The sequence below is a fragment of the Psychrobacillus sp. FSL K6-4615 genome (assembly GCF_038008225.1).
Classification (GTDB): domain Bacteria; phylum Bacillota; class Bacilli; order Bacillales_A; family Planococcaceae; genus Psychrobacillus; species Psychrobacillus psychrotolerans.
On the sequence record NZ_JBBOYQ010000001.1, the window covers coordinates 2562207 to 2577719 of the forward strand.

A 15513-nucleotide genomic window follows, 5' to 3' on the forward strand; every position below is an offset into this window, starting at 1 on the left:
GAGAATAATAATTTGCTTCAGATATAAAAATAGAGTTTTCCCATGAAAAAGGAAAACTCTATTAGGAGGTCGAACATGAAGATACAATTACCGGTTCAAGGTTACTCCCAATATGATACTACAATTCAAGCTAACTACCGCGCTTCTGCGTGTGGTCCAGTCACTGCTTACGTGTTATTAAATTATTTGTTCCCAAATACTAGTTACCATCAGCCAAATGATTTGTATGAAAAATTGGGAGGTACACGTATTGGGCTATTTACCTATCGATTAATACGAAATATGCGTAAGTTGCTCGGGCCGAATTGGATAGTAGACAAATGTACGTTACGAGATGCTCTGGTCGAACTAAAAAGTGGCAGAGCAGTTGCCTTAAAATTCGATAAGTACTTTTCACTAAAGTGGAATAAAAAATTTACGTTTTCCTATCACTGGGTTCCACTTATTGGCTATGAAATAGTTGATAGCGAAGTAGTATTAATAATCCACGACAATGGAGGTAGAAATCGTCCAAGTCAAATTAGAAGAGTTCGCTATTCAGATAATGCACCGATTTTGACATTTGTCCAAATTACTCCAATAGGAAAATAACTATTTTTGAAGCTGTCTCGCCAAAATAGTATAACCATGCTCATATAAGAAATCGTGTTTCGCTGAAGGGATTTCTTTTAATACTAAATGTTCCAGCTCCGCTCCAATCGGGACATCTCTTCGAATGGTAGCTAACTCTTTAGAAAGCTTTAGCATTTCCAAATCCGTTTCAATTTTAGTTCGTTGACCAGCTTTCAAAAGCGGTAAAGCCTCTAAGACTTTATCTACTGTTCCATAGGTTTGAACAAGTTGTAAAGCTGTTTTCGGACCAATTCCCTTTACGCCCGCATAGCCATCACTAGAATCTCCCATAAATGCCTTCACATCAGGGAAAAGCAATGGAGAAATGCCGTATTCTTCATAGAAGCGAGATTCATTATACATATCATAAATAGAAAAACCTTTTTTCGTGAACGCAATTTCTGTAGATGGCTCCAGTAATTGGAGCAGATCCTTATCTCCACTCACTATCGTAAACCTTGCGTCATCCTTCCATTTATGTGTAATGGAAGCAATGGTATCATCTGCTTCCATTCCAGCTATTCCAAAGTTCATCCATCCTAAATGCTCAGACAACTCCTGAGCCATATCAAACTGTGGAATAAGCTCTTCAGCTGGCTTTGGACGGTTTGCTTTATAACCGTCGTATAACTCATTCCTAAATGTAAGCATCCCTTTGTCCCAACAAACAGCCATATGAGTAGGCTGCATCAAATTTTGTGCTGCTAATACATGCCGAGCAAAACCTTGCACCGCATTTGTCGGAATTCCTTTATCATTCTTGAAATAGTTACCAGACATTGCTGTGGCAAAAAACGATCTAAATAATAATGCCATTCCATCTATTACTAATACATGTGGTTTTTCCTGAGTCATTTCAAACACCCTTTTTTTGAAGTTTACTTATTATAACATGGGGAGGTTCATTCTATTAAACAATGGGTATATACTAGGAAACTAATAGAATGGAGTATGAAAGATGAAAATACATAATGGATCTCTTTATTGGCCAACTACTACAACACCATTTACACCAAAAACTACTTATGAAAAACTAGACATATATGATGTAGTCATAGTTGGTTCTGGAATGTCAGGTGCACTTACAGCACTTGCTTTAGCTGAAAGTGGTCTCAAAATAGCGATACTAGATAAACGTGAAATGGCTACAGGCAGTTCTAGTGCAAATACCGGCCTGTTACAGTACTCCAATGATATTATGCTACACGAACTAATTGGACAAATCGGAGAAAAAGATGCTGTTCGTTTTTACCAACTTTGTTATGAGGCAATGGATGATCTTGAACGTGTTGCGAAAAAACTTCCAAACGAAGTAGACTTCATACGCAGACCAAGCATATGCTATGCGAGCGATGAAAACGATGTAGAAAAGATAAAAGCTGAATATGACACATTAACAAAATACGGGTTCCCTTGCGACTACTGGGGAAGAAATGAAATGGCAGAAAAAATGCCTTTTACCAAATATGGCGCCTTAGTTACTCATGGCGATGCAGAGATTAACCCACTTAAGTTTGTTCATGGAGTTCTTACTAGAATTGAGGAACTGGGTGGACATTTATTCCCTTATACGGAGGTAATGGATGTATTTGAGGACAATGATTATTTAGATATCCGAACATCTAATAACACCTTTAAAGCTAAACAAATCATCTATACAACTGGCTATGAAACTCCCCCAGTTGGCAAAAGAATTGGGGCAGATATTAACCGCTCTTTTGCCTTCGTTAGTAACCCAATCTCGAAACTGAGTGATTGGTATGAACAAGCGTTAATTTGGGAAACTCAGCGACCTTATTTATATATTCGCTCAACAGTTGATGGAAGATTAATAGTTGGGGGATTAGATGAGGATAAAGCTGAGGCACCAGACTCTGAGGAAGTTATTCAACAACGAGCAGAAAATTTGTTACAACAAGCAAGAGAGCTCTTCCCCGACTATGATATTCAAATAGAATACGCATATGCAGCAAGCTTTGGAGAATCTATTGATAATATTCCATTTATAGGGGAACACCAAACGAAGTCCAATCACTATTACCTACTTGGATATGGTGGAAATGGTACTGTCTATAGCATGCTAGGCTCTTATATTTTAAGAGATTTAATACTAGGAAATAGAAACGAAGATTCCGAGCTATTTCATCTTGAGCGGAGATATGGTGTGAGATAATTATTTAAGCTGATAGAGGATCATGGATAATGCATAATCCTCTATCCAACTTTTAACTACCAAATTGGAAACAAGAGAGTTCAGCATGTCATAGCTAACAATCTTAGAGAGCTAGAATAAAAGGAAAATAGTAGCTGGTCTTAAGAATTTTTGAAGAAATAATCTTTAAAACCTCCGTTACATCTCTCATATGCATACTCTGAAAGTTATACTTGTGCTTTAGATAGTCGACATGTTTTAAAATTTCTTCTAAAAATAGTAGATTCTCTTTTGTGTTTTTCCCAAAATTATGTGGGTGCCACCATAAATGATAGAGCTCATTTTTCTTTGCAGCGCTAGTTAATCCCTTTTTAATTCGACGAAGACGAAATCGCTCTAATATAGACAATCTACTATTATACGGCCTCAAAAATCGACTGGAAGGAATATTCACAATAGGATCTGTCTCCATATTTTTTAAACAATAAGTATGATTTCCTGATATATTCACATAAGCATCTATTAAGCGACACAATCGTTTCAGCCATGAATTTTCATTGCTTGTATTAGCTTTATACATCCAGTTTTTTTCATTTCCTCGATACGCCTTAACTCCATACTCTTTACATACATGTAAATAATGTTGATTTACTTGGTTTCTTGGAAAAACCAAAGATGCTGTATTTCCTAAAGAAGTAACAGCCTCCAAATCCTTTATAAAATGCTCCTTCTTTTGCCCTTTTTCTAAGCAATAATAATGAGTGAAGGTATGCGTTCCAACCTCTTGATTTGATGTTTCTTGAATCATCTTGATTAGTGACAATCCGAAATGATAAGGATCCAACGTTTCATTTTCACCTACATTAGAAAGATTGTTTTTGGGGCTAAATGCAGTTTTCCCATAAGGTATATCCACCTCTTTTAAATAAGATATGAGTTCCTGTTTATCCTTGCAGTATAGCATTCCCACAATCGCCCATGTTGCATGAATATCATATTTTAAAAACAATTGTAGTATTTGAGGAATTGCCAATCGAGCACCCAATATATTGGCGCCATATTCTTCTATTGTGTATACATCATGTACTCCCCAATTAAGCTCAAAATCTAAAGAAATAATAAGAGCTCCCAGTTCCTCATCCTTTCCTCAGTTTAATCGTTCTCCCAAAGAGCACCAATTTCCCAAGTGTTGATGTTGCTTCATAACCTGAGTATACTTCTTTAATCTCCCCACCGAATTCCATTTTGAAACTACTAATATTTTTATTCTCCGTTAATCCACCCATGTCATACACCAAATTTTTTCTTCGCTTAAAGTAAAGAATACTTTGCCATAACAAAAACCTGCTAGCTATACTTAACATTCTTTTGTCAATTGCATCGGCCTTTAATCTAAAATGAGATGCAGAGTATAAGGAAAATGCAGTATCCTGATCCGCAACGTAAACTTGATAGGCAAGGATTTCATTACTATTCTTACTTACTATCCTGGTAATAATTAAATTATTGGTTTCCATTAATAGTTCCATGGTTTTAATGTGGAATGCACCACATTTATACGTATTTGTATATTTCGCAAATTTGTTATAAAATTTTTGAAATTCTCGAATATCAGTTAGGTTAGGCGAGTCAATCACCTCTATCTGAAAATCATAATTAGTCGCCTGTCGAATTTGTTTTCTATTTGTACGATGAAAATCTTGCAATAATTGTTCCTTGCTTTTTGTTAAATCTATAAGTAATGTAGTTTGCTTTATTAATTGGTTAACCGGTCGATAGGCATGTGAAAATCCGATTAAGTGCGCAGGTGGTAATGAAGTTTCTCCAGTTTTTAAAAAGTAACAATTCACTAGGGTCAAATTTATTAGTTTTCGCTTCACAAGTATGATCTGGACACCTTCTTTTCATTCAGAATTCTTCTCTACTAGTTTTAGATTTACCTAAAACTCTTGTAAAAGTCACTTTATCAGTCCATTGAACCCCAAGATTAGTTAGTATTTTAACACTTTCTTGATCTTTTGTTAGCACACTTATAAATACATCTTTTCCTTTGTAATACCGATTCACAAACCCAATAATTTGTAGGATATTTTCATTTTGCCAATCTCGAATATAAACGCTTCTTTTTTTTAGATTCATGACTACTTCAACATCATCTAATCGAATGACGTTTTCATTAACCCAAAATGCTTTTAATATATCTTTTGTGTAAAATCCTGCATAACCGTTATAAATCTTCTGTAAAATATCTTTTCGTTCAAGCTTAGAGGAAAGCACTAAATTAGGCGTAATTTCTGAAAAGTTAGCTTGTGCATCTCCTACTGCTATTGCTTTCGCTATTTTACCTATAACATATGACTTTTTATCATAGACAAAGGGAAATAGCTTCTTATGAATGTCTCTAGCCCAATATCGAAAACTTCCTTTATGACGAAAAAAGTATTTAATCTTCCCTATTGTATTTCTTCTAAATAACACGACAGCTCTATACTTCTTAACTTTAGAAATAAATATGTTCTTGAACCATAATGTATTTCTAAAAGTCATTGCCCTTATAGTATTTGTCGAAAATATAGATTTCCTTGTATAGTCCACGTCCGTATTCCATTCCATTTTGTAGGGCTCGTAGCCAATACTCATATCCAATTTTTGAAATCCCTCAGACTTTAGTTGGCTAACTTTTTCTTTTACCAATAATCTTCCTGGCCCAAAACAATCAAAATCCGAGTCATGACCTAATACATATCCTAAATACCTTGTACGGCATGTAAACCCATACGTAAAAGCAATCTTTTCGTTTCGTAATTGTAATGTTGTCAAACGAACAGAAAAATCTCCTTCTGGTAATTCAGCTAAATGTCTAAAGAACTTCTGCTTGCTTTCTGTTGAAAAACCACTTGTATCATTTTTCTTTTCCCACCTTCGCTTATGCAGGCGTACAATTTCATCCATTTCATTCCCTTTTAAAACTTGTAAAGAAACATCACCTAATGCTTTTAATCGCTTGCTCCGACGATCCATCCCATGCATTTTTTTTCGAGAATTCATATACTCATCAAGATCTAGATTATCAAAATCTATAAACGGGGTAACAATAGAGAAGTGGCGTTCTTTCATATTTCTCGCATGTAAATACTTTGATAATTCATGTGGGGTATTCGTACTTTCCAATAAACCATGGAGATAAAACACAATACTTTTTTTTGAATTTATTACCTCATCTAACGCAAACATTATTGTCCTGCTTACGTCAGACTTCCTAGCTATAATATCCATATAATTTGTTATTCCAAGAGCTAAGAAGTGAGCTATATATCCAAACCATTTTTTTTGAAATTGAAATGGAAAAAAAGCAATAATCCTGTTATGCTCCTGTACTGCCAAAATCTCTACGTTTTCTTGAGCCCCTAAAATTTTCCACCAGTTATAAACAAACTGATATTCTATAAAGGGATTCGTATTTTTATTATCCCCTGTTATCTTATTCCAGTCTTCTTCGTAAACTTCTAAATGTGTATAAGATTTAATACTTATAAGCTTCAAATAATCCTCCTTTTGTTTACAAATGATAGACCTTGCTATAAGAGTGGATAACTTCTCTTAATCCCTCTTCTAAAGAATAACTTGGTTCCCAATTTAGAACCCTTCTAGCTTTTTCATTTGAAAGGACACTTCTTTTAATCTCCGCAACATCCATTTCTTTGAAAAGCGGCTCTATTTCTATCTCTGTTAATTGAGAGATAGATTTAAATACTTCATAAATTGAAATTTCTGTGCCGGAACTAATATGAAAAACACCCGTTTCATTACTCAACATTGCAGTTAGACAAGCGGCTGCTACATCCTTAGCATAAATAAAATCTCTCGTTTGACTTCCGTTATGGATAATGGGAGCATTTCCTTTATAAATTTGATTTAAAAAGTTTGAGATAACTCCATTCTCTTGATTTGGCCCAAAGACATTTGAAAACCTTAAAATACAGCTTCTAAGACCGAACATTTTTTCATACAAATGCACATAATTCTCAGCAGAAACTTTTGATAATCCATAAAAGGAAAGTGGAGACAACTTAGAGTCTTCTTCTACAGGGATAACTGTTGGATTTCCATAAACGGCAGCTGAAGAAGCAAAAACACACTTTTTCACTTTAAATTGATTGGAGAATTTAAGAATATTCAGCGTACCTAAAACATTCGCTTGGCAATCCTCTACTGGATTAACCATAGAAGCTAGGACTGAGGTTTGTGCAGCTAGATGAATAACATAATCAGGCTGTTCGAGTTGAAAAATCTCCTCAGTCTCAGTATTATTCACATCAGTTTCATAGAATGTGACACCCCTAGGTAACCTATTTTTATGACCCTTTGATAAATTATCTAATGCAACAACCGAATATTGGTGATTTATGAGCTCTTGTACTACATACGAACCTATAAACCCAGCTGCTCCTGTGACTAGCACCTTCAACCTTTTTCCCCCAATTTAATTAAATTTTTATATGTTACTAAGGTTTGATCATACATCCGTTCAAAGGTAAAGCTAATTTCATATATTTCACGACTCTTTGTTCCCATTTTTTTTCGAAGCATAGGGTTCTCTATTAATATAGAAAGAAGTTGAGGCAAATTATGATGAATTAAAAAACCGTTTTCAGAATTCCTAACAGCTTCCTTAATCCCTCCTACATTGGAAGCAATAATTGGAAGTCCATGAGACATCGCTTCTAATATAGATAATGGTAACCCTTCCCATGATGAGGTTAGTACAAAAATATCTGCATCGTTTAGTAGTTCCGAAATGTTAGAATGATTACCTAAAAAAGTTACTTTATGCCCCAGATTATGTTCTTGCACATAATTTTCAGCTTGCTCCCTTAGTATTCCATCTCCTGCAAAAATCATATGCCAATTTAGTTCCTGTATAACGAACAGGGCCTCTAAAAGTTCTAAATGCTTTTTCGGGATATCAAAACGAGCAACCATTAATATCTTGACCATATCCTGAGGTAAAGCTTGTTTAGGTTGACTTCGATCAATCACACCATTGTGAATTGTTTCTAATTTTGCCGAGGTTAATACTTGATGCTGCAATGCCAAAACTCTGTCATATTCACATACTGTAATTACTTTTGTACTTAATTTCCCTATCCATTTTTCCAGCGTACGATAAAAGTTCTGTTTGTTTTTTTCTACTCCGTCTGTGAAGGCCCACCCATGTGCTGTAAAAACGAAAGGTATTCGTAGTGTCCAACAAGCCAGTCTACCAATTATTCCCGCCTTGGAAGAATGTATGGCAACAATTTCAGGTTGTTTTTGCTTCAACGCTTTCCTTATCTCCAAAAAAGCTAGAACATCTTTTGCCACATGTACTTTTCTTATAAGGTTTTTCAATGGTATATATTCAACATTATTAATAGTTAGCACGTCAGCTCGTTGTTTTTCGTTTCCATAAAAAATTGAAACTTGATTACCGTCCGCTACTAGTCTTTCCGAAAGATCTAGTACATGTACTTGAGCTCCTCCTACCTCATACATATGTGTGATTAGTTGAACAATTCTCATCAACATCCCTCTTTTTTTTAGAAGTTAAAGATGAAGCTTCTTCCTTATAAGATGAATAATTAGTTTTGATTCCTTTACTTTTAAAATAGTTATAAGTAAGAAATATATTAAAACACCAATGACTATGACAACAGACATTTTCAAAAAAGGAACCCAGCTTGTCAGCATATACTTTTGTAGTATATAAATAACAAATCCCATCCCACAAGATGCACATATTACCTTCAGTAAAGTAATAACATTTTCTTTAATACCAAATGGACCAATTTTTTTACGTAAATTTAATCCTAGGATAAACGAACAAAATAATGCGGAAATACTTGTCGCCAAAGCTAGGCCATGAAGTCCCATAATGGAAGATAAAACAAAATTTAATACAATATTTAATACGACTGCGAGTGCTGCATTAAACATTGGAGTTTTCGAATCTTGCAAGGAATAAAATGTACGATTTAATACCTCTCGTATCGCATAACCAATCATGCCTATGGAATAGTAAAAAAGAGCTTGTGAAGTCATATGAATTGCTTGTTCATCAAAGTTACCATGACCGAATAGTAATCTTATAACGGGTTCCGATAATACCATAATCCCTACACTAGCTGGAACGACAACTAGAATTACACTGGAGATTACTCCACTAATTGACTTTTTAAAATCTGTAATATTTTTTTGTGCAACTAAGTTAGAAATAACCGGAAACATAACAGTGACAAATGAAAGGACGAAAATACCTTGTACAAAATCGTTTAATCTACTTGCATAAGTTAATGCTGATATACCTCCCTCCATAATTGTGGAAGCAAGTGTTTTATCAATCATTAAATTTATTTGATCAATAGAAATACCAATCATTATCGGAAAAACAATTAAGGACATTTTCTTTATATGGGGATCTTTAAACTTCACAGTTGATTTATATCTATAATTAGTTTTAGATAAGGAAGGAAATAAAAAAATTAGTTGAAAGAGTGCCGCAAGTACACTACCAATAGCAAGTACGATAATATCAGTTTGAGTACTAACAAAAATTGACATAATGATTATTAGATTAAATGGAAGACCTATCATAGCGGGTATTACAAATTTCCCATTTAGCTGGAGATATCCAACCAATAGTTGGGTTAAACTAGAGAAGTAGATACCCACCATCCCAATTCGAGTGAATAAAACGGCTATTTTCAACGTCTCTCCATCAAAGCCAAAAGCAAATACTTTTACTAATAAGTTTGACATAACTAGTCCCATTACGATTATTGTAGTAGTGATAATAAGGATGATATTGATTAGGTTATTTGTAAATTTAATGGCTGCAAAACGACTATCGTTATATTCAATATTTTTATACATAGGTATATAAGCAGTAGAGATGCCTGCAATTATTAAACTAAAAAGAACAGATGTAATTGTAATAGAGACAATGTAGGCATCACTAATAGATGAAGCACCATAAAAATAGGAGAGTGTTATATCTCTAAAAAATCCCGTTACCTTAGATAATATCGTAATAATCATAATGACAAACGCTGTCTTCTTTATCATTTCTATAGCTTGTCCTTCTTCGCTTAGTTATTTATTAATTTTCATTCCTAGTTTTACGAAATTAATTACTCAAATTCATATATATGATTTATTGCAAAGAAAACTAATAGAAAGAAACTCTCGTTGGACATAGCATTTATAGACATATAGCTCACCGCCATACAGATAATAGGTAACCATCCTAAAATACTAGTTTCACTTATTTTTCTTTCGGCCGCCACAATTTTAAATATTGTTGCTATAAATAATCCGAATATTAGAAAGCCCACTAGCCCCCAAACTACCAATATCTCTAGCAAAATGTTGTGGGTTTCTAGAAAAACACCTGATCTAATGTAATATTCTTGAATACCAATACCAACTAACATGGAAAAAAAGTCAGACACTATAAAATCAAAATATCTCTCAGCTATTACATTCCTATTACTTGTTAATCCACTTGGATCTTCTAAAAAGTCTGTAAATCGAGAAAGGAATAAACTAAATACAGAATTAATTTCTTCACTAAAGTATAAAAAGAAACTTGCTATTAATAACAATAGAATAATAATAAACCAAAACATTTTTTTATTATCTCTAAGTCCAATAAACACTTTCACTACCATTACTAACATTAAAAAACTAACAACCAACAAAAACATTCTCGATAGACTTAACACACCAAAAGCTCCGTAAAAAAGGAAAAGTAATGGATAAATGCTTTGTACCCATTTACTACTTTTTTTATTTATAAGATATAGTATGCTGAACATCGAAATCATAATATACATAGCAAAGTAATTGGAGTCACCAGCAGCCCCTTTAAATCGAATCGTAGGATTATTGGCCAGAAGAGTGCCATACAAATTATAGAAATTTAATAAACCATAAACTATAGAAATACCAACACCTGCAAGAAAATATTTAAGGACTGTTTCATGATGATAGGCGGAACGACAATAGATACTTATTAGAAATACGTATAAAACTGCCGCACTCCAACTTATTAGTAAAGCCAGTGTTTTTGCATCATAGAAAAAAATATGAATCCATTCATACAGGACAAAAACACTAGCTACAAGTAGAACTTTTTTGTTCACTGTATCATGAAAATATGTTAAACAGAGTTTTAATAAAGCCACACATATCAATAAATTTAAAATAGGAATTGAAGTGGTACCTATATATATAAAAGTACTGCCTAGATTGGGTACTAGAAAGATCAAAATCGCAAAATTATTAATCAATGAAGAAAAAAACAAGCGCATTATTAGATAGCAAATTAAAGCAGAGATAATTAGGTTACTAGGACCAAATAATTGACCTAAAATAGATCCTCCAATTATTACTGTATCTAACAACAACCAAAAAATTGATTCATTTGAAGTTTTAGAGGGAGACATTTTTAAAGTATTCTTATTAGAAAACACTTCGATATACCTGATCTAGATTTCTTCTATATACATTCATATCACATAGTTCTGTAGCTTGTTTTGCAGCTGCTCTAGACATGTCTATATAAGATTTCTCCGATTTTAGTGAGTAAATGATTTTCGACACAAACTCATCCTCACTATTACATATAAATCCACAGGTCTTGTTCACAATGTATTCCATCCCCTCCAAACGAGGGACAATGATTGGTTTGGCTAATGCCAGTGCTTCTATTGCTACAATTGGCAATCCTTCTGAAAGACTAGTCATCACCAAAATTTTACTACTAGATAACTGTGGATAAGGATTAGGTAAAAAACCTTTCAAATCAATGACACCTACTAAATCACTTTTTTTAATATGCTCTTTACACTCTTTCTCCTGGGGTCCCTCCCCTAGCATTACAACCTTTAAATTAGGTATAACTTCTTTCACTTTTTCTATAATAGAAATAAATCTCAAAGGATTTTTGATACGATTTAACCTTCCTATAAAGGCAATATCATATTCATCCTCTATAGTGGTTTCAGACATTTCTTTAATACGCTTAATATCTACTATGTTTCTAATTACAGTTGTCTTGCTATTAAAAATAGTAGCGAGGAAAGTCGACTTTTTTATATCTGGACTCACAACAACAATTTGTTTTATTTTGAAACAAGCAAGAAAAAACAATATAGAATAGGGATTTACTCGTTTAAGCCAATTCGGATTTTGATGAATATGTGAAACTACCGGAATCATAATAGAAGCAACCAGACATTTCACCGTAGCTTTAAAATCGTGAGCATGAATTATATCTGGTTTCCACAAATCTATTACCTTTCTTAGTTGAAAAACATTAAATTTTTCAAGTGGTATAAAGTGGATGTCATTAGATTCTAGTATTTTCCTTATCCCCCCCTCCGGAGAGGCATATGCACATTCATACTTATTAGAAAGATTATTAATAATATTTATTGCAACATTTTCTGCGCCTGCTAATTCATTTGAACTTAGAATATGCAATATTCTCTTTTTCAATTTTTTCCTCCCCTCAACTTGACTTTTCTAATAATTATTCTTTCTCTCCATAATACTCATAATAATAATGATTTTTTTCTAGTTTAAAACGGTTCAATATTATTCCTAATACGTGAGCATTTGATGCCTCTAAAACCTCTTTAACTTTATACAAATTTTTCTTTTCGGTTATGCCAGAGCTAGTTACTAGGACTGTACCATCGCATATGTCTGCTAGTATTTGAGCATCAGCTACCGAGAGTAAAGGTGGTGCATCGAAAATAATTAGATCATATAACGAAATTGTCTCTTTCAAAAATTTTTTCATAGTTAACGAGCCGAGTAATTCTGCTGGATTAGATGGAATCGGTCCACAAGTTATCAAGTCTAGACCAATTACCCCGGAATCCTTTAGAATGTCTGATAAACTCCAATTACTCATTAAGAGATTCGTAAGTCCCGGCGAAACAGGCTTATTGAACGTATAATGCATAGTAGGTTTTCTAAGATCAGCATCTACCAAAAGAACTTTCTGTCCGTCCTGAGCAAAGGAAATAGCAATATTCGAAGCTAATGTAGACTTACCCTCACCAATTGAGGTCGATGTAAATAAGAGTGTCTTATACTGTTTATCTTTCATTGCAAATTTAATATTTGCGCGAACAGTTCTAATTTGTTCCGCCACAATAGATTTCCTATTTGTAAATATGACAAGTTTTCTACCATGCTGCATATTTTTCTTTTTAAACACCTTCACTCCCTCCCTTCACTGTATGTCCTTTTTTATAATGCTTTTGGTAGAAATAGGACTTATAAGACCTAACAATGGAAAATTCATAATATCTTGTACATCCCGCTCAGTTTTAACTGTTGTATCGAAGAACTCTATCATTAGTGATATACTAACCCCTATTATTAATCCAAGAAATGTAGCAATGGCTAAGTTTAAAGGAATGTTTGGTATGATTGGATTTTTGTTTTTCTTTTCTTTTGCCGGGGAAAGTATCGTGACATTGTCCACATTCATCAATTCAGTTATCTGCTCCTGAAAGACCTCTGCAGTCTTATTCGCAATACTAACTGCTCTTTTTTGACTAGTGTCCTCTACAGAGATATTGAGCACTTGAGAGTTTTGATCATTAGACATCGCTATTTTCTCCATGAGTAAATCAGGAGTGGTATTTAAATTTAGGTTATCAATTACAATTGAAAGAATGACCGGACTTTTTATGATGGCCGTATAGGTATTTATCAATTGTAAATTTGTCTGTATATCTTGAGTGCTCAATTGTTGATCTTGTACCGCTTTATGATTAATCAATATTTGTGCATTGGCATCATATTGTGGAGTAATAAAAAAATAACTTATAGCACCAGTAATCCCTACGATTAATAGTAAACAGACTATAATTAATAGCGCTCTTTTCTTTACTATTTTTACTATTTCATATAGGCTAACTTTACCTTCCAAACAGATCATCTCCTCTATAGGAAAAGAAGTATTTTAGTTTTTGAAACTGATAGGCGGTATAGGTTGTAGAAAAGAACCCTCCAGCACATGTTTTGCGTTATCCATAAAATAAGTGACGTATTGTGAAGTGAATTTCTTTTGAATATATTTATACGCTTCCTTTATCAAAAAGGGTCTCTCTTTATAATGATGGGCATCGGAAGCAATGAAATGCACTAAGTTATGTTTAATTAGATCCTTTGCGAATCTTTGCAACGATAACCCATTCATACCTAAAATTGTTGATGCATTCACTTGAAATAGTGCTCCTCGTCTCACTAGCTCATATCCTAACTGCTTATCCTTTTTTAAAAAATCATACCTTTCCGGATGAACAATAATTGGGGTATATCCTAAAAACTGAAGCTCCAGTAAGATATCAAAAATAAATGTTGGGAAATAGTAAGTAGGTAGCTCTAACAATAAATACTTTCCGTTATCTCCTAAGCACAAAATATCTCTCTCTATATTCTGTAGCATATCGTTATGAAAATAGATTTCTTGTCCACATAAAATATGCAGTGGTATTGATCTTTCTAATAGCTCATCATTCAACCATTTTGCAGCTTGTTTTACTGTCAATGGTGAATTTACATACCTTCTATTTTTATGATGAGGGGTTGCTATAACATGAGAAACTCCATTAGCAACAGCGTTTTCTGCAAGTAACAATGCTTCTTCTAGAGATTTAGGACCATCATCTAGACCAGGCAAAATATGATTATGAATATCTACTAGCAAACCCCTCTTCCTTTCTTTTTCAACAAGCACCTTTTCCCGTAATTACTATGAAAATCGTTCGTATTATAATCTTCAGGTCAAGCAACAGAGAGCAATGCTTGACATAATATAAATCATGTTTTACCTTTTCCCCATGAGTGATTGCGGAACGACCATTCACCTGTGCATAACCTGTGATACCTGGTTTTACCAATAAGCGTTTCTTTTGGCTAGGAGAATAATGATTAGTAATTTCAATGATTTCTGGCCTTGGACCTATAAAACTCATATCCCCTTTTAAGACATTCCAAAGCTGTGGAATTTCATCTAAACTATATTTCCTATAAAACTTCCCCGGCTTTGTAATTATTAAGGTTGGTGGTGTTGTAAAAGAAAAGTTTTGTGGCACTTCATCCTTCCATTCATATTGATGAAAACTGGACTCAATATCCCCAGTATGCATTGTTCGAAATTTCCAAATTTTAAAGGATCGATTATGTAATCCTGCCCTAGTTTGCTTGTATAAAACAGGACTACCTGTAAAGATAAATAGAATAATAGTCAAACATATAATAGCTGGAAATAATAAAACGAGTAGCAATGAACTAGCTAACACATCAAATATCCGTTTACCAAATCGTCGATAAAAAAACGTCGTATCCTGCTCAGAAAATGTATGCTCCAAACTTTCCAGTGGCTGGTCTCCTTTTAACAAAATTTTAGAAAGTACTTAGCAAAGTATATTCAATATACCTATTAAAAAAGAACTAAATTTTATATTCATAGGACAAGTTATTCTAACCGTATTTTCAATAAATAAGGTAGAACATATTGTTTATCAGACTATTTAGACCAAGAATGGTTCAGAAATTTATTTCGGAAACTTTTATTTTATGAAAAAGTATCGACAGAGAAGGATTATTAAATTTAGTTGGGATTTTGCGCAGTTCATTTGGAAAAATCGTAACTTAGTTCGAAAAGGAACTTATCCCCATAAAAA

Annotated in this window: 15 protein-coding genes; 2 read left to right on the forward strand and 13 right to left on the reverse strand. The window is 33.6% G+C overall.

Annotated elements, in window-relative coordinates; all coding sequences use genetic code 11:
* Window positions 1-75 precede the first annotated feature (75 nt).
* The gene (locus MKX53_RS12830; RefSeq protein WP_340911713.1) at window positions 76-591 is read left to right on the forward strand and encodes a C39 family peptidase; all 516 of its coding nucleotides are present in this window, start codon (window positions 76-78) and stop codon (window positions 589-591) included.
* Here the strand turns inward: MKX53_RS12830 and MKX53_RS12835 are convergent, their stop codons facing one another.
* The gene (locus MKX53_RS12835) at window positions 592-1467 is read right to left on the reverse strand and encodes a 5'-3' exonuclease (protein WP_340769811.1); all 876 of its coding nucleotides are present in this window, start codon (window positions 1465-1467) and stop codon (window positions 592-594) included.
* Window positions 1468-1570: 103 nt separating this feature from the next.
* On the opposite strand from MKX53_RS12835, the gene MKX53_RS12840 reads away from it, so the two are divergent.
* Entirely contained in the window at window positions 1571-2785 is a 1215-nt protein-coding gene (locus MKX53_RS12840; RefSeq protein WP_340911715.1) for an NAD(P)/FAD-dependent oxidoreductase, read from the forward strand.
* 103 nt (window positions 2786-2888) lie between these two features.
* Here the strand turns inward: MKX53_RS12840 and MKX53_RS12845 are convergent, their stop codons facing one another.
* The 12 genes from MKX53_RS12845 to MKX53_RS12900 form a co-directional block, all read right to left on the reverse strand.
* Window positions 2889-3797 carry a polysaccharide deacetylase family protein gene (locus MKX53_RS12845; RefSeq protein ID WP_340911716.1) on the reverse strand — a complete coding sequence of 303 codons (909 nt, stop codon included), beginning with the start codon at window positions 3795-3797 and terminating at the stop codon, window positions 2889-2891.
* 103 nt (window positions 3798-3900) lie between these two features.
* Complete coding sequence (locus MKX53_RS12850; protein WP_340911718.1) at window positions 3901-4644, reverse strand: hypothetical protein; 744 nt, start codon at window positions 4642-4644, stop codon at window positions 3901-3903.
* A gap of 28 nt (window positions 4645-4672) precedes the next feature.
* On the reverse strand, window positions 4673-6307 hold the full coding sequence (locus MKX53_RS12855; protein WP_340911721.1) for a GNAT family N-acetyltransferase: 1635 nt from the start codon (window positions 6305-6307) through the stop codon (window positions 4673-4675).
* Between the two features lie 16 nt (window positions 6308-6323).
* Complete coding sequence (locus MKX53_RS12860; protein ID WP_340913347.1) at window positions 6324-7226, reverse strand: NAD-dependent epimerase/dehydratase family protein; 903 nt, start codon at window positions 7224-7226, stop codon at window positions 6324-6326.
* Between the two features lie 2 nt (window positions 7227-7228).
* Window positions 7229-8326: a glycosyltransferase family 4 protein gene (locus MKX53_RS12865; RefSeq protein ID WP_340911723.1), complete on the reverse strand. Its 1098-nt coding sequence runs from the start codon at window positions 8324-8326 to the stop codon at window positions 7229-7231.
* A gap of 24 nt (window positions 8327-8350) precedes the next feature.
* Window positions 8351-9868, reverse strand: a complete 1518-nt coding sequence (gene murJ / locus MKX53_RS12870) for a murein biosynthesis integral membrane protein MurJ (RefSeq protein ID WP_340911725.1) — start codon at window positions 9866-9868, stop codon at window positions 8351-8353.
* Between the two features lie 65 nt (window positions 9869-9933).
* Window positions 9934-11277 (reverse strand): O-antigen ligase family protein, encoded by a 1344-nt coding sequence (locus MKX53_RS12875; RefSeq protein WP_340911727.1) that lies wholly within the window; start codon window positions 11275-11277, stop codon window positions 9934-9936.
* A complete protein-coding gene (locus tag MKX53_RS12880) occupies window positions 11267-12304 on the reverse strand; it encodes a glycosyltransferase (protein ID WP_340911729.1) in 1038 nt (345 codons plus the stop codon). Before MKX53_RS12880 ends, MKX53_RS12875 begins: the two co-directional genes overlap by 11 nt.
* Window positions 12305-12338: 34 nt before the next feature.
* Window positions 12339-13034, reverse strand: a complete 696-nt coding sequence (locus MKX53_RS12885; protein ID WP_340911732.1) for a CpsD/CapB family tyrosine-protein kinase — start codon at window positions 13032-13034, stop codon at window positions 12339-12341.
* A gap of 15 nt (window positions 13035-13049) precedes the next feature.
* Window positions 13050-13754: a YveK family protein gene (locus MKX53_RS12890; protein WP_340911734.1), complete on the reverse strand. Its 705-nt coding sequence runs from the start codon at window positions 13752-13754 to the stop codon at window positions 13050-13052.
* A 33-nt stretch (window positions 13755-13787) separates the two neighbouring features.
* Window positions 13788-14534 (reverse strand): tyrosine-protein phosphatase, encoded by a 747-nt coding sequence (locus MKX53_RS12895; protein ID WP_340911736.1) that lies wholly within the window; start codon window positions 14532-14534, stop codon window positions 13788-13790.
* A gap of 19 nt (window positions 14535-14553) precedes the next feature.
* Window positions 14554-15228: a sugar transferase gene (locus MKX53_RS12900; RefSeq protein WP_340911738.1), complete on the reverse strand. Its 675-nt coding sequence runs from the start codon at window positions 15226-15228 to the stop codon at window positions 14554-14556.
* Between the last annotated feature and the right edge of the window lie 285 nt (window positions 15229-15513).

Bases quoted from the DNA above. Each gene is read 5' to 3' on its own strand.
- MKX53_RS12830 (WP_340911713.1), top strand. From the start codon at position 76: ATGAAGATACAATTACCGGTTCAAGGTTACTCCCAATATGATACTACA.
- MKX53_RS12835 (WP_340769811.1), bottom strand. From the start codon at position 1,467: ATGACTCAGGAAAAACCACATGTATTAGTAATAGATGGAATGGCATTA.
- MKX53_RS12840 (WP_340911715.1), top strand. From the start codon at position 1,571: ATGAAAATACATAATGGATCTCTTTATTGGCCAACTACTACAACACCA.
- murJ (WP_340911725.1), bottom strand. From the start codon at position 9,868: ATGATAAAGAAGACAGCGTTTGTCATTATGATTATTACGATATTATCT.
- MKX53_RS12865 (WP_340911723.1), bottom strand. From the start codon at position 8,326: ATGAGAATTGTTCAACTAATCACACATATGTATGAGGTAGGAGGAGCT.